The organism is Hydrotalea sp. GW822-HT8A01 (assembly GCF_058798575.1).
Map to the genome: position 1 here is coordinate 2128614 of NZ_CM179506.1, position 26739 is coordinate 2155352.

At 35.6% G+C, this 26739-nt stretch carries 24 protein-coding genes; 17 read left to right on the top strand and 7 right to left on the bottom strand.

Annotated elements, in window-relative coordinates; all coding sequences use genetic code 11:
* The 12 genes from AC3QLY_RS09340 (at position 1) to AC3QLY_RS09395 (ending at position 15986) form a co-directional block, all read left to right on the top strand.
* A complete protein-coding gene (locus AC3QLY_RS09340; RefSeq protein WP_074420706.1) occupies positions 1-330 on the top strand; it encodes an FtsL-like putative cell division protein in 330 nt (109 codons plus the stop codon).
* Between the two features lie 6 nt (positions 331-336).
* A complete protein-coding gene (locus AC3QLY_RS09345) occupies positions 337-2445 on the top strand; it encodes a penicillin-binding protein (protein ID WP_074420707.1) in 2109 nt (702 codons plus the stop codon).
* A gap of 5 nt (positions 2446-2450) precedes the next feature.
* Positions 2451-3911, top strand: coding sequence for a UDP-N-acetylmuramoyl-L-alanyl-D-glutamate--2,6-diaminopimelate ligase (locus tag AC3QLY_RS09350; protein WP_074417868.1), 1461 nt, complete (start codon positions 2451-2453; stop codon positions 3909-3911).
* Between the two features lie 30 nt (positions 3912-3941).
* Positions 3942-5255: a phospho-N-acetylmuramoyl-pentapeptide-transferase gene (gene mraY / locus AC3QLY_RS09355; protein WP_074417867.1), complete on the top strand. Its 1314-nt coding sequence runs from the start codon at positions 3942-3944 to the stop codon at positions 5253-5255.
* 9 nt (positions 5256-5264) lie between these two features.
* The gene (gene murD, locus AC3QLY_RS09360) at positions 5265-6650 is read left to right on the top strand and encodes a UDP-N-acetylmuramoyl-L-alanine--D-glutamate ligase (RefSeq protein ID WP_074417866.1); all 1386 of its coding nucleotides are present in this window, start codon (positions 5265-5267) and stop codon (positions 6648-6650) included.
* Positions 6651-6653: 3 nt separating this feature from the next.
* Complete coding sequence (locus AC3QLY_RS09365) at positions 6654-7967, top strand: FtsW/RodA/SpoVE family cell cycle protein (protein ID WP_081299039.1); 1314 nt, start codon at positions 6654-6656, stop codon at positions 7965-7967.
* Between the two features lie 41 nt (positions 7968-8008).
* A complete protein-coding gene (murG, locus tag AC3QLY_RS09370; protein WP_074417865.1) occupies positions 8009-9094 on the top strand; it encodes an undecaprenyldiphospho-muramoylpentapeptide beta-N-acetylglucosaminyltransferase in 1086 nt (361 codons plus the stop codon).
* Positions 9091-10452 carry a UDP-N-acetylmuramate--L-alanine ligase gene (gene murC / locus AC3QLY_RS09375; protein ID WP_074420708.1) on the top strand — a complete coding sequence of 454 codons (1362 nt, stop codon included), beginning with the start codon at positions 9091-9093 and terminating at the stop codon, positions 10450-10452. The genes murG and murC overlap by 4 nt, the downstream gene beginning before the upstream one ends.
* A 2-nt stretch (positions 10453-10454) precedes the next feature.
* The gene (locus tag AC3QLY_RS09380; protein ID WP_074420709.1) at positions 10455-11534 is read left to right on the top strand and encodes a cell division protein FtsQ/DivIB; all 1080 of its coding nucleotides are present in this window, start codon (positions 10455-10457) and stop codon (positions 11532-11534) included.
* A gap of 42 nt (positions 11535-11576) precedes the next feature.
* Positions 11577-13007 (top strand): cell division protein FtsA, encoded by a 1431-nt coding sequence (ftsA, locus tag AC3QLY_RS09385; protein ID WP_228733101.1) that lies wholly within the window; start codon positions 11577-11579, stop codon positions 13005-13007.
* 62 nt (positions 13008-13069) lie between these two features.
* Positions 13070-14917, top strand: coding sequence for a cell division protein FtsZ (ftsZ, locus tag AC3QLY_RS09390; protein ID WP_074420710.1), 1848 nt, complete (start codon positions 13070-13072; stop codon positions 14915-14917).
* Positions 14918-15050: 133 nt separating this feature from the next.
* Positions 15051-15986 (top strand): TIGR01777 family oxidoreductase, encoded by a 936-nt coding sequence (locus AC3QLY_RS09395; protein ID WP_074420711.1) that lies wholly within the window; start codon positions 15051-15053, stop codon positions 15984-15986.
* Positions 15987-15992: 6 nt separating this feature from the next.
* Here AC3QLY_RS09395 and AC3QLY_RS09400 read toward each other — a convergent pair whose 3' ends face one another.
* From AC3QLY_RS09400 to prmC, 3 genes are read right to left on the bottom strand one after another with little or no spacing between them, the layout of a single operon-like run.
* Positions 15993-16820: a DUF2705 family protein gene (locus AC3QLY_RS09400; RefSeq protein WP_074419697.1), complete on the bottom strand. Its 828-nt coding sequence runs from the start codon at positions 16818-16820 to the stop codon at positions 15993-15995.
* A gap of 31 nt (positions 16821-16851) precedes the next feature.
* Entirely contained in the window at positions 16852-17748 is an 897-nt protein-coding gene (locus AC3QLY_RS09405) for an ABC transporter ATP-binding protein (protein ID WP_074420712.1), read from the bottom strand.
* Between the two features lie 21 nt (positions 17749-17769).
* A complete protein-coding gene (gene prmC, locus AC3QLY_RS09410; RefSeq protein WP_074418376.1) occupies positions 17770-18642 on the bottom strand; it encodes a peptide chain release factor N(5)-glutamine methyltransferase in 873 nt (290 codons plus the stop codon).
* Between the two features lie 51 nt (positions 18643-18693).
* Here prmC and ribD point away from each other — a divergent pair, with 51 nt between their 5' ends.
* Positions 18694-19746 carry a bifunctional diaminohydroxyphosphoribosylaminopyrimidine deaminase/5-amino-6-(5-phosphoribosylamino)uracil reductase RibD gene (gene ribD / locus AC3QLY_RS09415; protein WP_074418375.1) on the top strand — a complete coding sequence of 351 codons (1053 nt, stop codon included), beginning with the start codon at positions 18694-18696 and terminating at the stop codon, positions 19744-19746.
* Complete coding sequence (locus AC3QLY_RS09420; RefSeq protein ID WP_074420298.1) at positions 19739-20347, top strand: IMPACT family protein; 609 nt, start codon at positions 19739-19741, stop codon at positions 20345-20347. Before ribD ends, AC3QLY_RS09420 begins: the two co-directional genes overlap by 8 nt.
* Here the strand turns inward: AC3QLY_RS09420 and AC3QLY_RS09425 are convergent, their stop codons facing one another.
* From AC3QLY_RS09425 to AC3QLY_RS09435, 3 genes are all read right to left on the bottom strand, one after another.
* Positions 20348-21103 carry a YdcF family protein gene (locus tag AC3QLY_RS09425; protein WP_074418373.1) on the bottom strand — a complete coding sequence of 252 codons (756 nt, stop codon included), beginning with the start codon at positions 21101-21103 and terminating at the stop codon, positions 20348-20350.
* 86 nt (positions 21104-21189) lie between these two features.
* Entirely contained in the window at positions 21190-22080 is an 891-nt protein-coding gene (locus AC3QLY_RS09430) for a 3-hydroxyacyl-CoA dehydrogenase family protein (protein ID WP_074418372.1), read from the bottom strand.
* Between the two features lie 41 nt (positions 22081-22121).
* Entirely contained in the window at positions 22122-22793 is a 672-nt protein-coding gene (locus AC3QLY_RS09435) for a carboxypeptidase-like regulatory domain-containing protein (protein ID WP_074420300.1), read from the bottom strand.
* Positions 22794-23030: 237 nt separating this feature from the next.
* Between AC3QLY_RS09435 and AC3QLY_RS09440 the strand changes: the two genes are divergently transcribed.
* The 3 genes from AC3QLY_RS09440 (at position 23031) to AC3QLY_RS09450 (ending at position 25746) form a co-directional block, all read left to right on the top strand.
* Entirely contained in the window at positions 23031-24125 is a 1095-nt protein-coding gene (locus tag AC3QLY_RS09440) for an Mrp/NBP35 family ATP-binding protein (protein ID WP_492989694.1), read from the top strand.
* 95 nt (positions 24126-24220) lie between these two features.
* Complete coding sequence (locus AC3QLY_RS09445; protein ID WP_492989695.1) at positions 24221-24850, top strand: FMN-binding negative transcriptional regulator; 630 nt, start codon at positions 24221-24223, stop codon at positions 24848-24850.
* A complete protein-coding gene (locus tag AC3QLY_RS09450) occupies positions 24847-25746 on the top strand; it encodes a glycerophosphodiester phosphodiesterase family protein (RefSeq protein WP_492989696.1) in 900 nt (299 codons plus the stop codon). The genes AC3QLY_RS09445 and AC3QLY_RS09450 overlap by 4 nt, the downstream gene beginning before the upstream one ends.
* Here the strand turns inward: AC3QLY_RS09450 and AC3QLY_RS09455 are convergent.
* Positions 25738-26733: a LacI family DNA-binding transcriptional regulator gene (locus tag AC3QLY_RS09455; protein WP_074418368.1), complete on the bottom strand. Its 996-nt coding sequence runs from the start codon at positions 26731-26733 to the stop codon at positions 25738-25740. The genes AC3QLY_RS09450 and AC3QLY_RS09455 overlap by 9 nt on opposite strands.
* Between the last annotated feature and the right edge of the window lie 6 nt (positions 26734-26739).

The following is a 26739-nucleotide window of genomic DNA, read 5'->3' on the forward strand; positions in this document are numbered from 1 at the left end:
ATGAATACGAATAATAAAACAGAAAATAAAAACGGAAAGCCATTGCAAAGGCTTTTTAATTCTGAATGGATTACCAATAATCTGTTTTTTATTTTATTCATTAGTTTTTTGGCAGTTCTGTATATCGCTAATGGCCATGTTGCTGATAAAACAATTCGAAATATCAGTAAAACAAAAAATGATATCAAAGATTTACAATATCAATATAAAACACTGAAAAGTGAAGTGATGTTTAAAACTGAAGAAACAGAAATTTTAAAAAAAGTTGAACCAATGGGTATTCAGATTAACAAAGAATTACCCGTTAAATTATATACTAAAAAGAAATAGTATAAAATGGATGTAAAACGCGACATATTATGGAGAGTATACCTAACCTACATTTTAATTGTAGCGGTTGGTATTACCATATTTGCCAAAGCTGTTTATATTCAGCAGGTACAGGGAAAATACTGGCAAAGTTTAAGCGACAGTTTGCATGAACGTTATGTAGAAACCGATGCAGAGCGAGGTACCATTTATAGTGAGGATGGCGAAATGTTAAGTACCAGTATTCCGCAATTTGATATATATGTAGATTTTGGCGCTGATGGATTACGTGAAAGAAATGGAAAAAGGTTCAGAGAAAATATTGATTCGCTCAGCATTTCACTCGCCAATCTTTTTAAAGATGAATCTGCCGCAGGTTATAAAAGAATTTTACTGAAAGGTTACAGAGAGAAGTTTCGTTATTTTCTATTAAAAAGAAGTATTACCTATCAGCAATACACAACACTAAAAAACTTTCCATTGGTTCGTTTGGGAAAAAATAAAAGCGGATTTATTGCTGATGATAAAAGTATACGGCTCAATCCATATAAAATGCTGGCTTTTAGAACCATTGGCTTAGATCGGGATTCATTTAAAGTGGGATTGGAATTAAGTTATGATAGTATTCTACGTGGCAAATCAGGAAGCCGCCTTGTTCGATACATTGCAGGTGGAGTGGGAGTTCCGGTAGATGCCGGTTACGAAACAGAAGCAATAAACGGAAAAGATATAATTACAAATATTGATGTGTTGATTCAGGAAATTACCGAAAATGCACTCATGAAAATGTTGGTACAAAACGATGCACAACACGGTTGCGCCATTGTAATGGAAACAGCTACTGGTAAAATTAAAGCAATGGCCAACCTGGGTAAAGGTACTGATGGTAGTTATTATGAAAATTATAACTATGCAATCAATGCATCAGAGCCGGGATCAACTTTTAAGCTGGCAACATTAATGGCTTTATTAGAAGATAAAAAAATTACATTAGGTCAAACTGTAAACCTGCATGGCGGTACATTAAAAATTGCCGATAGAACCATTTATGATGCAGAACAACATGGACATTTTGAAGTTACTGCAAAACATGCATTTGAACTAAGTTCAAATGTTGGGGTGGCCGAAATGGCGTTGGATGCCTATAAAAATAATCCACGATCATTCATTAAAAAATTACATGATTTTAGATTGGATGAAACTACCGGAATTGATTTGGTTGGAGAAAGAAATTCTACCATCATTAAACCCGGAAGCAGAAGTTGGAGTGCTACTACACTACCTTGGATGGCATTTGGATACAATGTGGAGGTTACCCCCTTGCAAATACTCACATTATACAATGCTATTGCCAACAACGGTGTAATGATGAAACCCTATTTGGTCAACGCAATTGTAGAAGAAGGTAATGTATTAAAGAAAATTGAACCAGTAACACTTATTGATAAAGTTTGCAGTAATACTACTTTAAAACAAGTTCAATCATGTTTGGAAGGCGTATGTACAAATGGTACTGCTAAAGAGCTTTTTAAAAATACACCCTATACTGTTGCAGGTAAAACCGGTACCGCTCTGGTAGCAGATGCAAATAAAGGATATGCAGATAAAGTTTATCAATCTTCATTTGCAGGTTATTTCCCCGCCAACAACCCGCAGTATACCTGCATTGTGGTAATCAAAAATAAGCCTTTTGCAAAAGTTTTTTATGGTGCAGCAGTGGCTGGTGTTGTGTTTAAAGAAATTGCAGACAGACTATATACCCTTTACGTTAAACAAAGCAGTACGCAGTTTGCAGTTGCTAAAAACGATAGTACGCATTTTAATTATATTGGTTATAAAACTGACTTATTGAATATTGCAAAATCATTGAAAATAAAAACAACCGATTCGGTTTCTATTGTAGATGATTGGGCCGGTATTGCAGGCACCCCAAGTCATGCAATTGTATATACAAAAAAAATACAGCTTTATCGAATGCCTTCTTTAAAGGGTATGGGTTTAAAAGATGTAATGTATTTGTGCGGTAATATGGGTTTAAAAGTAAATGCCAAAGGAGTAGGTAAAGTAATAGATCAGTCCATTATACCGGGCGAAACAATTTCCAAAGGACAAATATTAACGGTAGCATTAAATTAAGCAACATGAAGTTATTGCAGGATATATTATATAAAGTGCGTTTACAGGAAGTGTATGGCAATACCGATATTGCGATATCCGGTTTATATATTGATTCACGTAAAGTAGAACAAAATTCAGTTTTTATTGCCATAAAGGGCGAAAAGGCAGATGGTCATTTATTCATTGATGCGGCTATTGTTAATGGTGCTATTGCAATTATTGCTGAAGTTTTACCACTGCAATTTGAAAAAAATATTACTTACATTAAAGTAAACAGTACCCATGAAGCCGTGGCTTATATGGCACATAATTTTTATGATTATCCTTCCGAAAAAATGATATTGGTGGGTGTTACAGGTACCAATGGAAAAACAACGGTGGCTACATTGTTGTACAAACTTTTTTCAGGTTTAGGATATTCATGCGGTTTGATTAGTACTGTTCAAAATCAAATCAATCAAAACATTATTCCTGCCACACATACCACACCAGATGCCATCAGCTTGAATGCATTATTGCAAAGAATGGTTACCGAAAATTGTTCGCATGTGTTTATGGAATGCAGCAGCCATGCTATTCATCAACATAGAATAACAGGTCTTCAGTTTAAAGGAGCAATATTTACCAATATTACACTCGATCATTTAGATTACCACAAAACATTTGAAGAATATATCCGGGTTAAAAAAAGCTTTTTTGATAATTTAACAGAAAATGCTTTTGCACTTTCTAATAAAGATGATAAACGTGGTGAAGTAATGTTGCAAAACACCAGAGCTGTAAAATACTATTACAGTTTAAAAGCCTCATCTGATTTTAAAGGAAAAATTTTAGATAATGCTTTAACGGGTTTACAAATGCTTATCAATAAGCAAGAGGTTCATTTCAGGCTTATTGGTGAATTTAATGCATACAATTTATTGGCTGTATATGGTACTGCATTATGTTTAAAAGAAGATTCCGAAAAAACATTAACTGTTCTCAGTGGTATAACCGGAGCAGAGGGAAGGTTTGATTACATTATAAGTAAAAATCAGGTTATAGGAATTGTTGATTATGCGCATACACCAGATGCTTTAGAAAATGTATTAACTACACTGATAAAATTAAAAAAAAATTTTCAGCAAATCATAACTGTAGTGGGTTGCGGTGGTGATAGGGATAAAACCAAAAGACCCATTATGGCGCAGGCTGCATGTGATTTAAGCAATAAGGCCATTTTTACAAGCGACAATCCCAGAAGCGAAAATCCAATGGATATTCTTGCTGATATGGAAAATGGATTGACTACTGCAGCAAAGAAAAAATATGTTGCGATACCCGACAGAAGGCAGGCTATAGAAAAAGCCGTTAAAATGGCAAATACCGGTGATATTATACTTGTAGCAGGAAAGGGTCACGAAAAATATCAGGAAATAAACGGAGTGAAATATCCATTCGATGATAAACAAGTATTGCGGGAAATGTTTGCAAAGTTTGAATGAATTTATAAGTGATAGATAATAATATAAACTATGTTATACGAATTATTTAGCTGGCTTAAACAACACTTCAACATAATGGGGGCAGGTGTATTTCAATACCTCACCTTCAGGGCAGCTATGGCTATATTATTATCGTTAATTATTACTACAGTTTATGGTAAAAGGATAATTATTTTTTTGAAGGATAAACAAATTGGTGAAACGGTGCGTGATTTGGGTTTGGCAGGAGAGCAACAGAAAAAGGGAACTCCTACTATGGGGGGTATAATTATTTTATTGGCGATTATAATTCCAACTTTATTATTTGCGGATTTAAGTAAGGTTTACATACGCCTCATGTTGCTTTGTACAGTATGGCTTGGAATAATTGGTTTTTTAGATGATTATTTTAAAATTAAAGCAAGAAGGCTGGCAGGTAAACGGGGTGAACAATACAAAAAGAAAAACAGTGATGGTTTGGCCGGAGTCAGTAAAATTATTGGGCAGGTTGGCTTGGGTATTATTATTGGCGCCACTTTATATTTTAATAGTAATGTAACGGTTGAACGAGAAATTATTACGAAAGAAGTAAATAAATCGTTGCATCCCGGTGAAATTGTAGCAAGAGGCTCTAATGTTGTTACCAAAAATATTGAAGGCGAGAGCAGAAGATTTGTTGAAGTAAAAACACCCATCACCACCATTCCATTTACCAAAAATCATGAATTTAATTATAGTAAATTAATTAGTTGGATGGGGAACAGAGCCGAGGCTTATACCTGGATTATTTATATATTAATTGTAACATTCATCATTGCTGCTGTTTCGAACGGTGCAAATATAACAGACGGTTTAGATGGACTGGCAGCAGGTGTAAGTGCCATTATTGGTGCAGGATTGGGCATATTCGTTTATGTGAGTGGTAATTTAAAGTTTGCTGAATATTTAAATATCATGTATATCCCCAATTTGGGCGAACTCTCCATTTTTGTTGGTGCATTTGTTGGCGCCTGTATTGGATTTTTATGGTACAATGCATATCCTGCAGAAGTTTTCATGGGCGATACCGGCAGCCTTGCGTTAGGAGGAATTATTGCCTCATTGGCAATTATTGTTCGGAAAGAATTATTGATACCAATATTTTGTGGTGTGTTTTTAATTGAAGAATTAAGTGTAATTATTCAGGTGGCTTATTTTAAATACACCAAGAAAAAGTTTGGCGAAGGCAGGCGAATTTTTCTCATGAGTCCTTTGCATCATCATTATCAGAAAAAAGGTTTTCATGAAAGTAAAATTGCTGTACGATTTTGGATTATAACCATCTTTTGTGTGCTGTTGTCAATTGTAACCTTAAAAATTAGATAGTATCATACCATGCATCCAGATATATTTAAACATATTGATTTTAAAAACCCTGCTAATCGAAAGTTAGTAGTATTAGGTGCTGGCGAAAGTGGTGTTGGTGCTGCTATTCTTGCAAAGCAGAAAGGGTTTTCAGTCTTTGTATCTGATGGTAATACAATTGCTGAAAAATACAAACTCGAGTTGCAACAATTTGGAATTGAGTTTGAAGAGCAATTACATTCAATTCATAAAATAGAGGAAGCAGCTATTGTTGTAAAAAGTCCGGGAATAGCCGATAAAAATGAAATAATAAAAAAAGTTAAACAAAAAGGCATACCCATTATCAGTGAAGTGGAATTGGCATACCGGTATTGTGGCGAAAGCAAGATCATTGCAATAACCGGTAGTAATGGCAAAAGTACTACCACAGCATTAATGTATCATATTCTGGATAAGGCAGGAATGGATTGTGCAATGGTAGGTAATATTGGTATTTCATTTGCGAAACAGGTTGCATTAGCTCCTAAGCAATGGTATGTTGCCGAAATCAGTTCTTTTCAATTAGATGATATTATTGCCTTTAAGCCACATGTTGCTGTACTGCTCAATATTACAGAAGATCATTTAGACAGATATGAATATAATTTTCAAAACTACGTCAACAGTAAGTTTAGGATTATTGAAAATCAAACTACCGATGATTATTTTATTTATTGCGATGATGACGATGTTATTAAAAAAGAATTAAACAAAATTTCAATCACTCATACTAACCCCTTATCATTCTCTATGAAACACGAAATTAAAAACGGAGCTTACCTAAAAGGAGATCAAATGATGTTACGCATTCAGGAAGAACGCGTAAGCATGAGCATTTATGATTTTGCTTTAAAAGGAAAGCATAACACTTACAACACAATGGCTGCATGTATTGCTGCAACAACAGTAGGAATCAGAAAAGAAAAAATTAGAGAGGCGGTGAATGATTTTCAAAGCCTTGCGCATCGAATGGAGTTTGTAGCAACCGTTCGCGGTGTTGAATTTATTAATGATAGTAAGGCAACCAATGTAAACAGTACCTGGTTTGCTTTGGAGAGTATGAACAAGCCTACTATTCTTATACTGGGCGGTATTGATAAAGGAAACGATTATAGCCTGATTACCGACCTGGTGAGAGAAAAGGTAAAAGCAATTGTTTGCATGGGTACCGACAATAAAAAAATTGTTACTGCTTTTAAAAATGTTGTTCCGGTAATCATCGAAACAGCTTCCGCAAAAGATGCAGTAGAACAATCTTTTAAATTAGCAACAAAGGGTGATGTTGTCTTATTAAGCCCTGCCTGTGCCAGCTTCGACCTGTTTAAAAATTTTGAAGACAGGGGTAATCAATTTAAAGTTGCTGTAAAAGATTTATAAAAAATGAGTCAGGCAAATAGCGATACACTTTTTACACAAATATCTTCAATAGAAGGTATGAAGGGACAACTCTTGCAAAAAACAAGAGGTGATAAATACATATGGGGTATCGTTATTTTACTGACTTTAATATCAGTACTTGTGGTATATAGTGCAACCGGTTCACTTGCTTATAAAATGAATAAAGGCAATAATGAGATTTATTTATTTAAGCAACTGGCTTTTATGGTAATGGGTATGCTGATTATTTATTTCTTGCACAGAGTTAATTATACCATTTTTTCAAGAGTAGCAACAATATTGTTTCTGGTTTCCATTCCATTATTGTTATATACTTTATTATTTGGTACCCGAATTAATGATGGAAGCAGATGGATTAGACTGCCCATTATTAACATGACTTTTCAAACCAGTGATTTTGCCAAGCTGGCTTTGTTTATGTATTTATCTAAAATGCTAAGTAAAAAACAACGGGTAATCAAAGATTTTAAAGAAGGGTTTATCCCCATTGTTATTCCGGTTATTCTGGTTTGTGCTTTCATTATGCCTGCTAATTTGTCAAATGCATTATTAACAGGTGCCACTTCTTTATTACTCATGTTTATTGGCCGTGTAAGTATTAAACACATTCTTTTATTATTGATGGTGGCTTCCATTCCGGTTATGATCATTATTACCATTGCTATTACTACTTACAAACCGGTAAAACCCGGCAATAACTATAAAACAGAAAATATAGAAAAACTCAATTCATTTGGTCGGTTATCTACCTGGGTAAAAAGGGTACAGGATTTTATTTATTCCAACAATGCAGAAGTACCTTATCAGGTACAGCAGGCTAAAATTGCCATTGCCAATGGAGGTGTTTTATTGGGATTAGGTCCTGGTAATAGCAGACAACGGAATTATTTGCCGCAGGCTTATAATGATTTTATTTATGCCATCATTATTGAAGAGTATGGCTTGTTAGGAGGCGGGTTTGTTATTTTTATTTACTTACTTTTTTTATTCAGATGTATCAGTATTTTCAGAAGATGCCCTTATGCATTTGGTGCATTTTTAGCGCTGGCACTCAGCTTTACCCTTGTTATACAGGCCATGGCAAATATGGCAGTGAATGTAAATATGGTACCCGTTACCGGCGTTACACTACCCTTAATTAGTATGGGCGGAAGCTCTTTCTTATTTACTTGCGCATCGATAGGTATTATTCTAAGTGTAGCAAGAAATGTTGAACAGTTAGAAGGTAAAACCAATGAAGACGAGAAACAAAATATAGATGAAAAGTTAGTTCAGGTACCATTACAAAACGCTTGATTCTAAATTGTATAATATTATGATACAACAATTAATAACGAATGCTTAAAATTTTGATTGCCGGAGGAGGAACCGGCGGACATATTTTTCCGGCATTGGCCATAGCAAAAGCACTTGAAAAAAAAGCTGCTGTTTCGTTATTGTTTGTTGGTGCGAAGGGAAAAATGGAAATGGAAAAAATACCACAGGCGGGTTATAAAATTAATGGAATTGATATTGCCGGATATAACAGAGCCAATCTCTTTAAAAACTTTTCCTTGCCCTTTAAATTGATTAAAAGTTTTTGGCAAGTGAATCAAATACTGAACAATTTTAAACCTGATGCTGTGATTGGTGTAGGTGGATACTCCAGTTTTCCGGTATTGCGAACAGCACAGCGTAAGGGTATTCCAACATTTATACATGAAAGTAATTCCTTAGCCGGTAAATCTAATCAGCTTCTGGCAAAAAAAGTACAATACGTATTTGTTGCTTTTGAGGACATGCAAAAATATTTTCCTCAAGAAAAAATTATTATTTCAGGTAATCCTGTACGTGAGGAAATAATAAATAACAAAATTTCAAAATATGAATCGCTGGAATATTTTGGGTTATTGAACAACAAAAAAACAATTTTAATTCTGGGTGGAAGCCTTGGTGCCAAAAGTATTAATAATGCAATCGCAAAAAATATTGCATCGTTTTCCGACAATGGATTACAGCTAATTTGGCAAACTGGGCAACATACCTATCAACAATATAAGCATTTGTCAGAAGGAACAAATTCATTTTGTATTCAAGCTTTTATTGAAAAAATGAATATGGCTTATGCTGCTGTCGATGTGGTGGTTTCAAGAGCAGGAGCCCTGTCTGTTGCTGAGTTGTGTGTAGTGAAGAAACCTGTTGTATTTGTACCTTATCCATATGCAGCCGAAGATCATCAAACCGTTAACGCACAATATCTGGTTCAAAAAAATGCTGCACGTTTGGTAAAAGACAATGAGGCTGATACTGGCTTAGTGCCTGCTATTCTTGATTTAATTCAAAATGTGGCGTTGCAGGAAACACTGAGTAAAAATATTGCATCACTGGCTAAGTTGAATGCCGCAGATATGATTGCTGAAAAAATTTTAGAAACGATTCAATGATTGAATTAAAAAACATACAGACTGTTTATTTTATTGGCATTGGCGGCATTGGCATGAGCGCTTTGGCAAGATATTTTCATGCTAAAGGTGCACATGTAAGTGGATACGACAGAACCGAAACCGCATTGACGAAACAATTAGAACTTGAAGGTATTGCTGTACATTATCAAGAAAACACCAAACTTATTCCTGCTGAAACAGATGTGGTGGTATATACACCTGCAATACCTGCAGACAATAAAGAATTAGTGTTTTGTGCCGAAAAAAAATATTTGATTGTAAAACGGAGCGATGTGCTGCAATGGATTACCCTTCATTCTTTTAATATTTGTATTAGTGGTACCCATGGTAAAACTACTACCAGTACCATGATTGCGCACATTCTCAGACATTCAGGCTATGGTTGTAATGCATTTTTAGGTGGTATTTCTACTAACTATCAATCTAATTTCTGGAGCAGTGAAAATAATGTAGTAGTGGTAGAGGCCGATGAATATGATAGAAGCTTTTTAAAACTTTTGCCCAATATTGCTATTGTTACTGCAATTGATCCAGACCATTTAGATATTTATGGTACAGCTGAAGCAGTAGAAGAGGCTTTTATTGCTTTTACCAAAAAAATTAAAAAAGATGGAACTTTAATTTATCATTCTACAATACCATGTGCAGACAAATTAAATAAAACAGTAGTGCACTACAATTATGCTTTATCAACTCCCGACGCCGATGTGCATGCTTCACAAATTCAAATTCAGGAGGGTGGTTATGTATTTACGGTTCAGGCAAAATACTGGCAATTAACATCCGTTCAATTAAATATGGGTGGTTTGCATAATGTTGAAAATGCCCTGGCTGCTATTCTCGTAGCCAAACAATTAGGTATTGCCGACCATTTAATCAAAGAAAGCATAAGCACATTTAAAGGAGTTAAAAGAAGATTTGAATTCATTTTAAAAACAGCTCAACATGTTTTTATAGATGATTATGCACATCATCCTGCTGAATTGGATGCACTCATTCATGGTGTACGCAGTCTTTATCCAAATAAAAAAATGGTCTTGGTTTTTCAACCACACTTATACAGTAGAACAAAAGATTTTGCGGATGCTTTTGCAAAAAGTTTACAAAATGCAGATCAGGTAATTCTACTGCCAATTTATCCGGCACGAGAATTACCCATTCCTGGCGTTGATGCTGCATTGTTGACAGAAAAAATGAATAGTGCGAATGTGTTATTACTATCGAAAGATGAACTAATACATTGGGTAGCAACGAACCGGCCCGAGCTACTGATAACAGCCGGTGCAGGAGATATTGATAAAATGATAGAACCTTTAAAAGAAAAACTAATAGAATAAAAATGGCCGTACTTACTCATATTCGTTTCAAACAATTATTCAGCAGAAAAGGCATTGCCAATCTGTTTTGGATAATTTTTGGTGTGGGTATGATTGTTTTATTGTCAGCTGCCATTAAAAGGCAAAACCAGCAGGTGTGTAGTGGCGTAAGTGTTGAATTAGATAAAAATTTTGAGGATGCTTTTATAGATGAAAAAGATGTTATAGCGTTATTGAATACGAATGGAAAAATTACACAGCATTCGCTCCAAAGTATTTATTTAAAAAGTTTTGAAATGCTGGTTGAAAAGAATGCATGGGTTAAAAATGCAGCCTTGTATTTTGATAATAAAAATATTTTACACGTAAAAATTAAAGAACGAACTCCTGTTGCAATGGTATTGGGTAATAATGAAGATGCATTTTATATAGATAGTGCAGCAATGCGTTTACCACAAAGTGATAAGTTTGCGGTTCGTGTACCGGTGTTTACTGGTTATCCCGGCAGTATGTCAGCTAAAATTTCTAAACCAGATAGTTTGCTGTTACGGCAAATGGTTCGGATGGCATCTTTTATACAAGCCGATAGTTTTTGGATGGCACAAATTGAACAAATCAACATACAATCAAATGCTGAATTTGAACTGGTGCCTATGGTTGGCAGTCATTTAATCAATTTTGGTACAGCTGATAGTCTGGAAAAAAAGTTTAATAATCTTTATGCTTTTTATCAACAGATATTTACCCGTACAAGCATGAATGCTTATAAAACAATTGATCTTCGATTTAACAATCAGGTTGTAGCTGTTAAAAGTGAATATAAAAATAATGGCCTTGATTCTGTAAAAGCCAAACAAGACGCTGCTATATCATGGATGTCTGATACTGCAGTTGTTCAGCATAATTTACCTGTACAAAATAGTGTGAATAAAACGAATAACCTACCTGTAGAAAAAGAGCAGCAAAAGGTGCAAAAACAAATAAATTTTAAACAAAATAAAATAAACAATCACACGTTATCAGATAATCAGAAGTTGGGTTTAAAAACGAATTCAAATAAGAATAAAAAAGCGCCCAAAGCAGTCATGAAAAAACAAAATTAAATATCATCATTTTCAAAGTACCCTATACAAAACAAAATCAGTATGATGCAACAAGATAAGCCAAATATGAATCAATCATCTGTTCAAAACGAAGCAATAGTTGGAATGAACGAGTCGCCAATTATTGTAGGGTTAGATATTGGCACTACCAAAATTGCTGTGATAGCAGGCAGAAAAAATGAGCAAGGTAAATTAGAAATACTCGGTTTTGGAAAAGCCAACAGCAATGGTGTGCATCATGGCCAGGTGCTGAATATTGATCAGGCAATCAAATCTATTCAACAGGCTTTAGAAAATTGTGCCAAAAGTAATCCGGAACTGTTGATTGAAGATGTGTATGTAGGAATTGCCGGTTATCATATTAAAAGTTTACAAACAAGAGGTGATATTGTACGCCAGGATCCTGAAATTGAAATTCAGCAAAAAGAAATTGATCAACTGATTGCCGATCAACGGAAAACTTTTATTCCTGCAGGAGACGAAATTATTGATGTAATTCCTCAGGATTTTAAGGTAGATAACATTCAAAATATAAAAGACCCTGTTGGATACAATGGCGTAAAAGTCGGAGCTAATTTTCATATTATTACCGGCGATAAAAATGCCATCAGAAATATTAACAGAGCGGTATTGAGAAGTGGACTTCATACAAAAGATCTGGTATTGCAGCCTTTGGCCAGTGCCAGTGCAGTAATGAGTGAGATTGATTTAGAAGCCGGAGTTGCTATTTTAGACATTGGTGGTGGAACCAGCGATTTGGCAATTTTTTATGAAGGTATTTTAAAACAAACAGCAGTTATTCCGTTTGGTGGTGAAAATATTACCAACGATATACGGATGGGCCTTGGTGTATTAAAACAACAGGCTGAAGCATTAAAAGTTCAATTCGGTTGTGCTATTGCCGATGAGGCCAAAGCCAATACTTATATTACCATACCGGGATTAAAAGGTTTGCCTGCAAAAGAAATCAGCATGCGTAATCTGGCGCAAATTATACAGGCAAGAATGAGTGAAATTTTAGATTTTGTAACCTACCATATAAAACAGGTTGGTTTAGATAATAATGCTTTAAATGGAGGTATTATTCTTACCGGTGGCGGTTCTCAGTTAACACACTTAATTCAGTTAACCGAATATATTACCGGTTTAAATGCCCGAATTGGTTATCCTAATGAGCATTTGGCACCCAATCATATTGCAGAATTAAAACAGCCCATGTATGCAACCTGCCTGGGGTTAATTCTGAAAGGTTATAATGATTACGAATCAAAATCCAAAGATTTTTCAAAACAATTTAAATATATTCAGGTGCCACATCAGTTAAAAGAGCAAACCAAAATTATAGAAACGCCAATGGTTCAACCAACTGAAAAAATTGGAACTGCTCCCAAATTGAATGCACGTTTTTGGGATAAGTTTAAAAATGGCATCATTGAATTGTTTAAAGAAGAAGAAGATCAAATTATAAGATAAATTTTTTACCACTATCCTGTAAATACCGTTTATTCTACTTACTAACTATTAAACCGTACGTTATGATTCATTTCGATTTGCCCAAACAAAAATCATCCATCATCAAAGTGCTTGGTGTTGGTGGTGGAGGTAGTAATGCCGTAAACTTCATGCATGAACAAAACATTGAAGGTGTAGATTTTATTATATGTAATACCGATGCCAAAGCGCTTGAACAAAGTAAAGTACCCAATAAAATTCAACTAGGCCCACATTTAACACAGGGTCTTGGTGCAGGTGCGAATCCTGAAGTTGGAAAAAAAGCAACAGAAGAATCGTTGCAGGAAATTAAAAGTATTTTAGAAGTAAATACCAAAATGGCATTTATAACGGCCGGTATGGGTGGAGGAACCGGAACAGGAGGTGGCCCCATTGTTGCCCAAATATGTAAAGAATTAGGTATTTTAACCGTTGGTATTGTAACCACTCCTTTTGGTTTTGAAGGCCCACGAAGAATGGCTCAAGCGGAAGAAGGTATTATGCAATTAAAACCATACGTAGACACATTGCTTGTAATTAGCAATGATAAATTACGGATGCAATATGGAAATTTAAAAATGAAAGAAGCATTTAGTAAAGCTGATAATGTGTTGGCAACTGCTGCTAAATGTATTACAGATATTATTAATAGCCGCGGCCATATTATTGTTGACTTTGCAGATGTTTGCACTGTTATGAAAAATGGAGGCGTTGCTATTTTAGGAAAAGCTGAGGTAGAAGGTGAAGACCGGGCACAAAGAGCGATTGAAGAAGCATTAAACTCGCCTTTATTAAATGACAATGATATTAAAGGCGCCAAATGGATTTTAATCAACATCAATAGCGCGGAAGGAGATCATGAATGCACGATGGATGAAATTGAAGTGATTAATAATTACTTGCGCCTGCAGGCAGGAGAAAATACAGATGTTATTGTCGGAATGGGTTATGATAATACTTTGGATAAAAAAATTGGTATTACCATGATTGCAACCGGATTTGAGCATAAAAATCCATTTGAAAAACAAGCTGCTCCTAAAATGGAAGCACCCAAACCTGAAAAAATTGTAATGACGCTGGGTTTGGATGAACATCAGTATACAGATGTGCAACCGGCTTCAAATACTACTGATGCAAATGATAAAGCTATTGCAGATCCATTTGCACCACATATTAAAAATGAACCGGAAAATAATACTGCTGAATTTTCCTTGTATACTCCTGTGGAAAGAGAAGCTGTGTTAGATATGCGTGAAACTGAGATTTTGCAATTTGAATTGAGTACTGAAATAACAGCTCCTGTAACTCCTCAGCAGGAAGTAAAAATGGAGGCAGAACTGCCTAGTGCCATTGAGGAAAATATTGCAGGCATGAAATTAACAGAGAAAGCTGAATCACCTTCTATTCTCTCTAAACCTTTTAAGATTTATGCAGAACCGGAAATACCGGAAGTTACCGGCAATAGTTTACCGGTTCAGCCTGCTGAAATAAAAGAAGAAACTAAAAAAGAAGAATTACCACTTCAGTTTTATACCAATGAAAAGAAAGAAGAACCTGAAGTAAAACACCATTACCACGAACGTACACAGGTTGAGCAGCCTTCTTTGTTTCAATACAATAGTGATTTGGATGAGGCAGAAGAACAACGTCGCAGGGCTACTGAGCGCTTACATCGGTTAAGAAATTTATCTTATAACATGAATTCTAATGATCCGAATAATGAATTTGATACAGTGCCTGCTTATGTGCGCCGTAAAATGGAATTATTTGGAAATAACCAATTGGCATCAGTAGAAAACTTTTATAGTAAAATAACAGTTGAAAAAGATGAAAAGAACAAAACTCAGATTTCTAGTCTGAATAGTTTTTTAGATGGTAAAAAACCTGATTAATTTTTAGGTTTAGTTGGTAGAATAAAAAATAACCCTTCGTTTAGTAGCGAAGGGTTTATTTTTGATAACAATTGATATATTTCTTGTTTAAATAAAAACTTTATTCATTCAATTACTATTGTAAATCATTTTTATGAAAACTGTCGTTATAACAGGTGGCACAGGAATGGTAGGAAAACATTTAACTGCTATGTTGCTAAACAATGGTTATCAGGTAATTGTGCTGAGTAGAAATCCGCCTGGAAATAGTCATCACAAGGCACTTTCCTATGCAAAGTGGGATGTAGAAAATCAGTTGATTGATGTTGAAGCGCTGGCTTCAGCAGATGCCATTGTGCATTTGGCCGGTGCGGGTGTTGCAGATAAACGCTGGTCGGCTAAAAGAAAATTAGCAATACAGGAAAGCAGAATCAAAAGCAGTGCACTGCTTGTTGATTCATTGCAAACTATGAATAATTTTAAAGTAAAAACAATTGTAAGTGCATCTGCCATTGGATGGTATGGTCCGGATAACGATGAAAGCAAAATAAACGGCTTTATTGAAAGTACACCTCCAGCAAAGGATTTTTTAGGAGAAACTTGTAGGCTTTGGGAAGAAAGCATTACACCTGTTTCAAACTTAGGAATACGATTGGTTAAATATAGAATTGGTATTGTTTTAAGTAATGCCGGCGGGGCACTTCAGGCATTTAGACAACCATTACGGGGGGGGATTGCTACCATATTAGGATCCGGGAACCAAATGATAAGCTGGATTCATATTGACGATTTATGCCGGCTTTTTATGAATGCCCTCGAAAATAATCAGCTCAATGGCGTTTATAATGCTGTAGCCAATCAACCAGTTACTAACAGAAAATTGACACTGACATTAGCCAAAATTCAACGTGGAAAATGGTTTATACCCGTTTATGTTCCATCATTCCTTTTAAAAATAATAATGGGCGAAATGAGTATTGAAGTACTGAAAAGCACTACCGTTAACAATACCAAAATAAGAACAGCAGGGTTTACATTTTTATATCCGGAAATTGAGCATGCCTTACAACAATTGAAAGCTTCGGAATAATAACATTTATAAATCTGCCTTCCTAAAAGTTTTATAACAAAGCCACCAGATAAAGCCTGTAAAAATTAGTGTATACAAGATATGCAAATTAATATCTGATAAACTTTGTAAATAGGCCTGATTGGATGCTTCATCAATTTTTCCTAAAAAGTTTGGTCTGGGTACCAATCTGTTTGATAATTCAAACGGTAAATAGGCATTAATGGGTATGCTTTTGAAACTGAAATAGGCTTTCATTATATTTTCAATAACGAGCATATAAAAAAAGAAAATGCCCAACGCAATAAATGCTTTTCTAATAATAAATCCTGTAAAAAATGCAATACTGAGTTGTGCAAATGTCATTAAGAAAAAAAGTGGAATAAAATACAGCTCCTCACTCCATCTGTGTTGACCCACCGCATCAGAATAATAAAATCCTAAAAATGCAGCTACCAAAGTATACATTACCGTAACAAGTACAGCTACAATCAATACATCTAAAAGTTTAGCAGTAATAAATTCATCCCGGATCCATCCGTCAATAATATTTTGCCGGTGCGTTTTATATTGATACTCGTTGGTGATGAGCATAATAATTAAAATAGCAGGTACCAGCAAAAACCAGGAAGAAAAGTAAGCAACAGAATGCCAGGCATCGGGAAAAGCAAAAGGATTACCTAATAAAAATCTTGCAGCATTACCGGCCATATCTTTTCTGGAGGTAATATTTTCGTATACGTTGTGGAATAGTAGATTGATAGCCGGATAAGTAAAAGTTACAATGCCCAGCATCCACCAGAATGCAGGATATTTTTTTATTTTCAGCCATTCTATTTGTAATAGTTGTTTCATGATGCAGTATAAATATTTTTAAAATATAATTTTAATTTCCTGTTAATTCAAAGAATTTTTCTTCCAAGCTTTTTTTCTTTACTTCCAAATGCGATAAAATAACACCTTTGTTGTAACAATGGGCATTAATATCCTCCGGTAGAATAGCGTTTGCGGAACAGTGCATTTGACAAAAATCTTTTTCTTCTGTTAAATGCGTATATCCTGGGATGGATAATAAAACCTGCTTTAATTGGTTGAGATCTCTTGAACGAAGAATGATAACATCTTCATTACTCAAAATTTCTTTTACCGGCCCGTTTACCAATAAATTGCCCTGTTTTAAAATGCAGAAATGGGTACAAACCTTTTCTACCTCATCTAACAAATGGCTGGCCATAATAATTGTTTTTCCCTGTTGGCCCAATTCTTTTATCAATGTTCTTATTTCTGCTATTCCAACCGGGTCTAAACCATTCGTGGGCTCATCTAAAACCAATACCTCCGGATTGCCTAATAATGCTGCTGCAATGGCCAACCGTTGTTTCATACCCAAACTGTATGTGCTGAATTTATCGTTCTTTCTGCTTTGTAACCGAACAGTTTCTAATACAGCATCAATATCTGTTTTATTACCCCGGCTACTGATGGCTTGTGTAATTTTTAAATTATCATATGCAGATAAATAATTATAAAAATTGGGCGTTTCCAATAAGGTGCCAATTCTTTTTCTGTAATGCTTGTTGGTGCTATTGTTGAACCAACTATAATGTCCACTGTCTGCTTTTAACACATCCAATAAAATACTGAGGGTAGTGGTTTTGCCACTTCCATTGGGTCCCAATATACCAAAAATAGCTTCTTTCGGAACCTCAAAAGTCAGACTGTTCAATGCTTTAACAGGCCCGTAGCTTTTAGAAATATTATCGGTGGTGAGAATTTTTTCCATACTGTAATTTGAAGTAATATACTATTTATTTTCATTTAAAAAATTATACTTTGCCTGTAGCATTCTGTTTTTGCCCTGCAAATCTTTTCTTAAAAAAGTTGTATAGCCCAATACCTGTAATTCCTTTTCAGTTTCAAGTGCCATATTTTCATTCACTTCCAAAAAAAGCAAACCATTCGGGTTTAAATGGCTTTTTGAAAATTGGGCTATTGTTTTATAAAATAGCAATGGATCATTATCCGGCACAAACAAGGCTTCATGTGGTTCAAATTCAACCACTTGTTTTGCCATTGATTTTTTTTCTAACCATCCAATATAGGGTGGATTACTGATAATAAAATCATACCTATCCAATAATGACCAGTTGTAGGTATTTAAAATATCAATTGTTTTAAAATTAATATTAGTTTGATGTGTTACTGCATTCTGCTTAGCAACTGATAAAGCTTTTTCACTAATGTCAACACCGATTACATTGAAATCGGGGCGTTGATGTTTTATAGTAATGGGTATACAACCACTTCCACAGCCAATGTCTAAAACTGAAACAGGAAGTTCTATATTCTTTGCTTCTTGCAGCAACCATGCAACCAGTTCTTCTGTTTCTGGCCTTGGAATTAATACAGATTCATTTACAAAAAATGGCAAACCAAAAAACCAGGCTTTTTTCAGTACATATTGAACCGGTTTATATTGTGCCAGCTCATCTGAATATTGTTTCAATATAGCCTTTTGTACCTGATTCAGTGTTATTTCCGGATGCACGATCCGGTTAATTTTATTGAAACCGGTTATTGCTTCAATGACCATATCGGCAATGTTTGCAGCTTCTCTGTCATTGTACAATTCAAACAAAGCCAATAGTAGTTGTTGATATGCAGTTTTTATAGTCATACTGCAAAATAGCACCAATTCAGCTACTTTTGTAAAATTGGCAGGTGTAATATGGAAAGAGATCAGTTTTATATGCAACGTTGTATTCAATTGGCAAAAATGGCTGTTGGGTACACCCAACCTAACCCAATGGTGGGTGCTGTTTTGGTATATGATGACAGAATAATTGGAGAGGGGTATCATCAACAATTTGGTGGCCCGCATGCAGAAGTGAATTGCATGAATAGCGTTTCTGATGCGAACCGGCAACTCATTTCAAAATCTACTTTATATGTTTCATTGGAGCCCTGTGCACATTTTGGTAAAACACCACCATGTAGTTTGCTGATTTTACAGCATAAAATACCGCGGGTAGTTATTGGTACTCTTGATCCTTTTGAGGCAGTAAACGGTAAGGGTATTGATCAATTAAAAGCAGCAGGGGTTGAAGTAGTTACCGGTCTTCTGGAAAAGGAGTGTAAAGAATTAAATAAACGATTTTTTACGTTTCATACAAAAAAAAGACCCTATATTATTTTAAAATGGGCACAAACCGCCGATGCGTTTATTGCGAATCATTCAACAGAACGTTTGTTCATAACAAACGCTTATACCAACCGACTGGTACACAAATGGCGGAGTGAGGAGGCAGCCATTTTTATTGGAAAAAATACAGCTTTACAGGATAATCCACTTTTAAACAATCGGTATTGGCCTAATGGTGCGCAACCTCTGCGAATGGTGATTGATGCCGATTGTGAGCTTCCTGAGCGCTTACATATTTTATCAGATGGAAATCCTACCCTTGTTTGGAATCGAAAAATAAACCGTACAACAGGAAGTGTTGAATACATACAATGGAAGCATTCAATATCAGCAATCCCTGCTATTGTGCAATCTTGTTATGAAAAAAACATTCAAAGCATTTTGGTCGAAGGGGGTACAACTTTGTTGCAGTGTTTTATTGATGCCGGTTTATGGGATGATGCAAGGGTAATTACCAATACAACAATGTGGATGAACCGTGGCTTACCCGCACCCAAATTACATGGAGCGCAATTACAATGTTCAGAAAATTTACAAAACGATTTTATTCAATATTTTATTCCTGCTGAATATGAATGAAACACCTGATTTTTTCTTCACCATTCAACAACCAGCATTTGCAGAATATAAAGACAGAGGCAGTAAATTTCTGGCTTATGCTTATCCCTTAACTTCAAAAGATCAGGTAAAACAATATTTGTCTGATTTAAAAAAAGAACATCCCAAAGCAGTGCATCATTGTTTTGCTTACCGGTTGGGAATGGATAAAACAGATTTTAGAGTGAGTGATGATGGCGAACCTTCCGGAACTGCCGGAAGACCAATTCTTGGGCAAATAGACAGCAGGCAGTTAATCAATGTATTAATTATTGTGGTTCGATATTTTGGCGGCACTTTATTAGGCGTTCCAGGATTGATCAATGCATACAAATCTGCAGCAGCGCTTGTTTTGCAAATGGTTCCGGTGGTTCAATGCCCTGTAGCCTTGTTGTATGATTTGCATTTCAATTATACCGCAATGAATGATATAATGATGATAATTAAACAATACAATTGTTCTATTACTTATCAGGATACGCAGTTGTTTTGTTATATGAAAATTGGAATACCCAAGTCAAGATTGAATGAAGTTTTATTTAAACTAAATGATTTACGATCAGTTGAAATAAAAGCGTTATAGTTACAATTTATTGGTAATGCGGTACACAGCAAATCCAATCATTTCCTTGAATAGTTCCTGCCAGTTATAGAAGTTACAAAAATTTGGAATGATAAAATCATACCAATTATTTTTTCGGTTGGGTAAAACGTTGTAATGAACGGGGTAGGGTATTACAGGAATACCTGCTTTCTGAAAAACAGCAAATGCACGGCGCATATGTTCTGCAGATGTTATTAATAAAAAGGGTGGTTTAAGATGATCGGCTTCTATCAGTTTTTTGGTATACAATGCGTTTTCGTAAGTATTGCGTGATTGGTTTTCTACCAAAATATCATTTTCAGGAACAGCAGCTTTCAAAAACTGTTGTTGCAAAAATTTGGCTTCTTTATCAACGGTATCCAACAACAATCCTGCACCTCCACTTACAATAATTTTGTGAATGGCGCCAACGCTATACAACTGCAAAGCGGCAGTGTACCTTTCGGCTGCACCATTAAAAAAGCCTTCATGGTTTTTATTAAAACTAATTAATCCACCCAATACTATGGCTGCCTCGCCATGCTGATTAAATGGAGCAGGATTGGTTTGCCATCGGCTTTCTGCACTGTTGTACAAATAAGTATTACTGAATAAAATGAAAAGGCCAATACCCAATATTTTAAAGACTTTTTTTACTTTTTTTGACTCTGAAAAATAATATGCTATCCCAAAAATAACACACCAGGTAAGGGGCGAAAGTAAAAAGAACAATAGTTTGGAAAGCACAAAAAACATGATGCAGATAGTTGAAACTTAAAAAAGAAAAATTGCCGTTGTGGTAAATTTAAGTGATTGATCTCAGGTTAGATGCACTGTAATATTTAATGCCTGAATCGGTTACTTACAATCAATTCCTTATTGCCGGCAGTATAAGTATAAAATCCTTCTCCGGATTTTACGCCTAATTTTCCTGCAGTAACCATGTTGATCAATAACGGACAGGGTGCATACTTTGGATTACCCAGCCCTTTATGCAGCACCTCTAAAATACTGAGGCAAACATCTAACCCAATAAAATCGGCCAGTTGAAGTGCCCCCATTGGATGGGCCATACCCAATTTCATGATGGTATCAATGGCTTCAACACCAGCAACGCCTTCATATAAACTGTAAATGGCTTCATTTATCATCGGCATTAAAATTCTGTTGGCAATAAAGCCTGGATAATCATTCACAACACATGGTATTTTTCCTAATTGTGTACTCAACGCAATAATGGTATTACTAACATCAGGAAGCGTATCATACCCATTAATAATTTCAACTAATTTCATTACCGGTACCGGATTCATAAAATGCATTCCAATTACCTGCTGTGGCCTTTTGGTTACCGAAGCAATTTTTGTAATGGAAATGGATGATGTATTTGAAGCCAGAATGGCATTGGCAGGTGCAAAGGCATCTAATTGTTTAAACAATTGTAATTTAATGTCTATATTTTCGGTAGCTGCTTCAACAACAAGGGCTGCCTGTTGTACCCCTTTTTCTATCGTATTATGTGTAACAATATTTTGGAGCGTTTCAATTTTTTTTTCTTCTGTAAGAATACCTTTTCCAACTTGCCGGTCTAAGTTTTTTGCAATGGTAGCCATTGCTTTGTCTAATTGAGGTTGGTGTACATCAATTAAAGCAACTTTAAATCCATTTTGTGCAAATACATGTGCAATGCCATTGCCCATAGTGCCAGCACCAATTATTGAAACATATTCCATAAATAAATTATTTAACTAAACTAAATTGTTACAATAGTTAACTAATATCCACTGGAGGAAGATGACTTTTTGCTTTTAAAATCACCTCTTTTCCAGGCTTTAATAAAATCGGCCCATGCCAGAGGGTTAAAAATATTTTGTGGAGGTAACTGACCTTGGTAGTAGTATCGGTTAGCCTGTTGCCTTAATTGATAATTTACTGCTTCACGGCCATCGGCAGGTAAAGCAGCTAACAGAGCCCTGCGTTTCGATTCGTCGGTATTTTGCCGTGCAATTTCATATTGATCATCGGGAATTTGTGTATTCACAAAATCTCTTTCAAATTGTTCGCGGGTAGGCCTGGGTTTTAAAATAGCAGCAGGCAAATAGTTGGTATCACTAACTAATAATACAATTAAACTATATTGGTTATCAGATAAATGTGTGGGAATTTCGTAAGTTTTATCTTTATAACCTACTGATGAGAATGTAATTTTATCGCCCTTTAAAACAGCAATGGAGAAGATACCATCATAATTGGTAATAGTACCCCTGCCTTTGCCATCCACAATAACACTGGTAGATGGAATGGCCTTTAAACTATCAGAAGTCATTACCACACCATATAACTGAATCACAGAATCTCTTGGTGCTTTACTGATTTGTGCCTGAAGTTTTGGCACAAACAGAAATAAAACAATGGCAGGCAAAAAATATTGTAGAATTTGTTTCATTTGTTGATTTATAAAATCATGTTTTGCTACTTTCTGTAAACTGAATTGCAATTTAGGGTAAAATCTCTGTCTATTCAATTCATGTGCATACCAATCGTATGGCACAAAAATAGGGTGTTGTACACAATGAGAACAAAGGTTTTCTATAAATGTTGATTACTGCTAATTTCGTAACAAAGTAAGGGGGATGGGGATTAACTTTGCGAAAATTTACATTTTTTAACAAAAACTTGCGTGATGACAGAAGCTGATATTTTAAAAGCACTCAGTAATGTACAGGACCCCGATCTGGGTAAAGATCTTGTTACATTGAAAATGGTAAAAGATATTGTTATCGATGATAATGAAGTTAGCTTCACTATTGTTTTAACCACTCCGGCTTGTCCGTTGAAAGAAACAATTGGAAAAGCCAGTGAAAATGCCATTCATACACTGGTCAATAAAAATGCAAAAGTGAATATCAATTTTACTGCCCAAACTACCACCAACAGAAAAGATGCTCTTCAACTATTGACCGGAGTAAAAAATATTATTGCAGTGGTAAGCGGAAAAGGCGGAGTTGGAAAAAGTACCGTTGCTGCAAATCTGGCATTGGCATTGGCTGAGGGTGGTGCGCATGTAGGTTTAATGGATGCCGATATTTATGGGCCCAGTGTACCTATTATGTTTGGTGTAAGAGGTCAACGCCCCATGATGCGCGAAATAAATGGGAAAGGGGTCATTGTTCCTTTGGAAAAATATCAAATTAAATTAATGAGCATTGGGTTGCTGGTAGATGAAAAAAATGCGGTGGTATGGCGCGGCCCAATGGCCAGCAGTGCCATAAAACAGTTTGTAACAGAAGTTGACTGGGGTGAATTGGATTATCTGGTTATAGATATGCCCCCCGGTACCGGCGATATTCATTTAACGCTGATGCAAACAGTACCTGTAACGGGAGTGATAATTGTAACAACACCGCAACCCGTGGCATTGGCAGATGCCAAGAAAGGAATTGCCATGTTTGGACAGGCACAAATTAATGTTCCAATTATCGGGTTGGTTGAAAATATGGCGTATTTTACGCCTGCCGAATTGCCTGAAAATAAATATTATCTCTTTGGAAAAGAAGGAGGCAGAAAATTAGCTGAAGAGTATGAGTTGCCGTTTTTGGGGCAAATTCCCATTGTGCAAAGCATACGTGAGGGGGGAGACACCGGTGTTCCTGCAATGGTGGGGGGTGATGTTATTTCGCAGGAAGCATTTAGAACTATTACCAATATTGCGATAAGGAATATTGCCATGCGGAATGCGAATTTGATCAATACCCAACCGGTAGCCGTTCCATCTTAAAAAAAGGATAGCCTGGAAAACGGATAGGTTCTGTTTCAATTTATTACGAACAGACCATTGGAAATGGACATCGGTTGAATTCCAAAATTGCGAACATGTATCATTTACCACATTTCAAAGCCAATTATCCCAACGATGTATTTGCATTTATGCAGGCACATCCTTTCATTACTTTATGTGGATGTTCGCCTGAGGGCTTGCCTGTGGCAACACATATTCCTGTACTGATTGAAAAAAGAAGTGAAACTATTTTTCTTACAGGTCATGTTATGCGCAATCAATTACATACACTGGCTTATGAGGCAAATAACAAGGTATTGGCAATTTTTCAGGGGCCGGAAAGTTATGTTAGCGCAGCTTTGTACAGCCAGCCCGCAGTGGCCAGTACCTGGAATTATATGGCGGTACATGCATCAGGAATCATCAGGTTTTTAGATGATACAGGATTGTATCAATTATTAGTACGGCAAACCCGTTATTTTGAAGGTACAGCAAACAGTACTGCTGATGTTGAAAAGATGCCCGCTGATTATGTCAAAGAAAATATGAAAGCTATTGTAGCTTTTGAAATAGAAGTTAAACAATGCAACCATGTATTTAAACTCAGTCAGAATAAAGATGAAGAAAGTTTTCAGTCTGTTGTGGAGCATTTAAAAACCGGTAATGCAACACAACAGGCTTTGGCCAATGAAATGTTGAAAATAAAAATTGAATCAGCCAAATGAAAAAATATAGTATTTTATTTTTATTGATGATGTCTTGTACCACTGCTAAAATACAACAAGCCACCCAACCCGGTTTTTTTGATAAAGAAGGCCATAGGGGTTGCAGGGGGTTGATGCCTGAAAATACAATTCCTGCATTTTTAAAAGCAATTGAGTTAGGGGTAACTACACTTGAAATGGATGCAGTGACTACGAAAGATAGTCAGGTACTAATTAGTCACGATCCTTATATTAATCAAGAATTTTCTTTACATCATGATGGAACACCGGTAACAGCTGCAGAAGAAAAAACTTTGAATATTTATCAGATGACGTATGCTGAAACACAGCAATATGATGTGGGTACGAAATTTTATCCGCGATTTCCCAATCAGCAAAAAATTGCGGTACATAAGCCCAAACTTAATGTAGTGATTGATACAGTAGAAGCCTATACCCATTTACACCATTTACCACTGGTTCAATACAACATTGAAACAAAAAGTACCGATTCTACCGACGGTATTTTCCATCCTGATCCTGCCACTTTTGTTCGTTTAATTATGAATATAGTTGAAGCGAAAGGTATTGCTTCAAGAGTTATTATTCAATCATTTGATATCAGAACATTGCAATACCTGCATCAGCATTATCCTGCAATTAAAACTGCTTTATTGGTAGAACCCCCAATGCAATTGAATTTTGCGGCACAGTTAAAGCAACTCGGATTTATCCCTGCCATTTATTCGCCCGATTATAGTATGGTTACGCCTTTACTGGTAAAACAATGCCGGGATTTGGGTATTGCATTAATACCCTGGACGGTGGATGATTTTTCAACCATGCAGCGTTTAAAAAAGATGGGTGTAAACGGCTTAATCAGCGATTATCCTGATTTGTATAAAAAATTAAAGTGAGTTACCGCTAACAAGAATAGACGGAACTAATATTTCTTTGAATGTTTTATCACCATGCAAACATTCCATCATTCTTTTGAAAGCATATTTTCCTAATTTTTTCCCACTGGTTTCAATGTATGTGATATTGGGTTGAAATAAAGTAGGAATAAATCCATTACTGATGCTGATAACAGCAGTTTGTTCAGGAATTTTTATTTTTTTTTCATATAATGCCTGCATGGCACCCATTAAAATTTGATCGCCCATACAAAAAATAGCATCGGGTATGTTTTTGGAATTTAAAAAGTGTAAGGTTTCTTTTTTAGCAGCTTTTGTTTGATCAGGAAACCGGCAATTTACAATTGCAGCAGGAGCAAATGTTTGAAAAGTATGTGTGAATGCTTCCAATCTTTTTTCTGTGATAGATAGGTTCGGATAACCAAATAAAGCCAGAACATTTTTTTTCTGATGCTCAATAAGTGCATGTGCAGCTATGGTTGCACTTTCTGTATCTGCCAAACAAATTTTATTACAGTTTTCATGATGCGGAACCCTATCAATATACACCACCGGTATGTCCTGTTCTTCTAATTTTTCAAATGCTGATATGTCGTTATTTTCTTTAGTAACCGATACAAATAATCCCGAAACCCTGTTTTTTTTTAACAATTTTAAATTGTTTTGTTCCACTTCACTGCTTTCGCCCGATTGCATAATTAATAAAGAATAGCCGGCCTTTCTTGCTTCTTCTTCAACAGATGCAATAAAGGTATCATAAAAAAAATTTGTAATAGTAGGTATCATAATACCCAGTACGTTGCTAACGTTGGTTCGCAATTGAATGGCATATGCATTAGGTTCATATTCTAAAGATGCTGCCAATTCTCTTACTTTTTGTTTGGTTTTTTCGGCAATATCCGGATGATTTTTTAACGCTCTGGAAACGGTAGAAATACTCATGTTTAATATTTGAGCCAATTGCTTTAAAGTGCTGGTTTGTTGCATTGCGTA

What these genes read in the sequence shown, in the direction of transcription:
- AC3QLY_RS09340 (WP_074420706.1), top strand. Translation starts at nt 1, where the DNA reads ATGAATACGAATAATAAAACAGAAAATAAAAACGGAAAGCCATTGCAA.
- AC3QLY_RS09345 (WP_074420707.1), top strand. Translation starts at nt 337, where the DNA reads ATGGATGTAAAACGCGACATATTATGGAGAGTATACCTAACCTACATT.
- AC3QLY_RS09350 (WP_074417868.1), top strand. Translation starts at nt 2,451, where the DNA reads ATGAAGTTATTGCAGGATATATTATATAAAGTGCGTTTACAGGAAGTG.
- mraY (WP_074417867.1), top strand. Translation starts at nt 3,942, where the DNA reads ATGTTATACGAATTATTTAGCTGGCTTAAACAACACTTCAACATAATG.
- murD (WP_074417866.1), top strand. Translation starts at nt 5,265, where the DNA reads ATGCATCCAGATATATTTAAACATATTGATTTTAAAAACCCTGCTAAT.
- AC3QLY_RS09365 (WP_081299039.1), top strand. Translation starts at nt 6,654, where the DNA reads ATGAGTCAGGCAAATAGCGATACACTTTTTACACAAATATCTTCAATA.
- murG (WP_074417865.1), top strand. Translation starts at nt 8,009, where the DNA reads ATGCTTAAAATTTTGATTGCCGGAGGAGGAACCGGCGGACATATTTTT.
- murC (WP_074420708.1), top strand. Translation starts at nt 9,091, where the DNA reads ATGATTGAATTAAAAAACATACAGACTGTTTATTTTATTGGCATTGGC.
- AC3QLY_RS09380 (WP_074420709.1), top strand. Translation starts at nt 10,455, where the DNA reads ATGGCCGTACTTACTCATATTCGTTTCAAACAATTATTCAGCAGAAAA.
- ftsA (WP_228733101.1), top strand. Translation starts at nt 11,577, where the DNA reads ATGATGCAACAAGATAAGCCAAATATGAATCAATCATCTGTTCAAAAC.
- ftsZ (WP_074420710.1), top strand. Translation starts at nt 13,070, where the DNA reads ATGATTCATTTCGATTTGCCCAAACAAAAATCATCCATCATCAAAGTG.
- AC3QLY_RS09395 (WP_074420711.1), top strand. Translation starts at nt 15,051, where the DNA reads ATGAAAACTGTCGTTATAACAGGTGGCACAGGAATGGTAGGAAAACAT.
- AC3QLY_RS09400 (WP_074419697.1), bottom strand. Translation starts at nt 16,820, where the DNA reads ATGAAACAACTATTACAAATAGAATGGCTGAAAATAAAAAAATATCCT.
- AC3QLY_RS09405 (WP_074420712.1), bottom strand. Translation starts at nt 17,748, where the DNA reads ATGGAAAAAATTCTCACCACCGATAATATTTCTAAAAGCTACGGGCCT.
- prmC (WP_074418376.1), bottom strand. Translation starts at nt 18,642, where the DNA reads ATGACTATAAAAACTGCATATCAACAACTACTATTGGCTTTGTTTGAA.
- ribD (WP_074418375.1), top strand. Translation starts at nt 18,694, where the DNA reads ATGGAAAGAGATCAGTTTTATATGCAACGTTGTATTCAATTGGCAAAA.
- AC3QLY_RS09420 (WP_074420298.1), top strand. Translation starts at nt 19,739, where the DNA reads ATGAATGAAACACCTGATTTTTTCTTCACCATTCAACAACCAGCATTT.
- AC3QLY_RS09425 (WP_074418373.1), bottom strand. Translation starts at nt 21,103, where the DNA reads ATGTTTTTTGTGCTTTCCAAACTATTGTTCTTTTTACTTTCGCCCCTT.
- AC3QLY_RS09430 (WP_074418372.1), bottom strand. Translation starts at nt 22,080, where the DNA reads ATGGAATATGTTTCAATAATTGGTGCTGGCACTATGGGCAATGGCATT.
- AC3QLY_RS09435 (WP_074420300.1), bottom strand. Translation starts at nt 22,793, where the DNA reads ATGAAACAAATTCTACAATATTTTTTGCCTGCCATTGTTTTATTTCTG.
- AC3QLY_RS09440 (WP_492989694.1), top strand. Translation starts at nt 23,031, where the DNA reads ATGACAGAAGCTGATATTTTAAAAGCACTCAGTAATGTACAGGACCCC.
- AC3QLY_RS09445 (WP_492989695.1), top strand. Translation starts at nt 24,221, where the DNA reads ATGTATCATTTACCACATTTCAAAGCCAATTATCCCAACGATGTATTT.
- AC3QLY_RS09450 (WP_492989696.1), top strand. Translation starts at nt 24,847, where the DNA reads ATGAAAAAATATAGTATTTTATTTTTATTGATGATGTCTTGTACCACT.
- AC3QLY_RS09455 (WP_074418368.1), bottom strand. Translation starts at nt 26,733, where the DNA reads ATGCAACAAACCAGCACTTTAAAGCAATTGGCTCAAATATTAAACATG.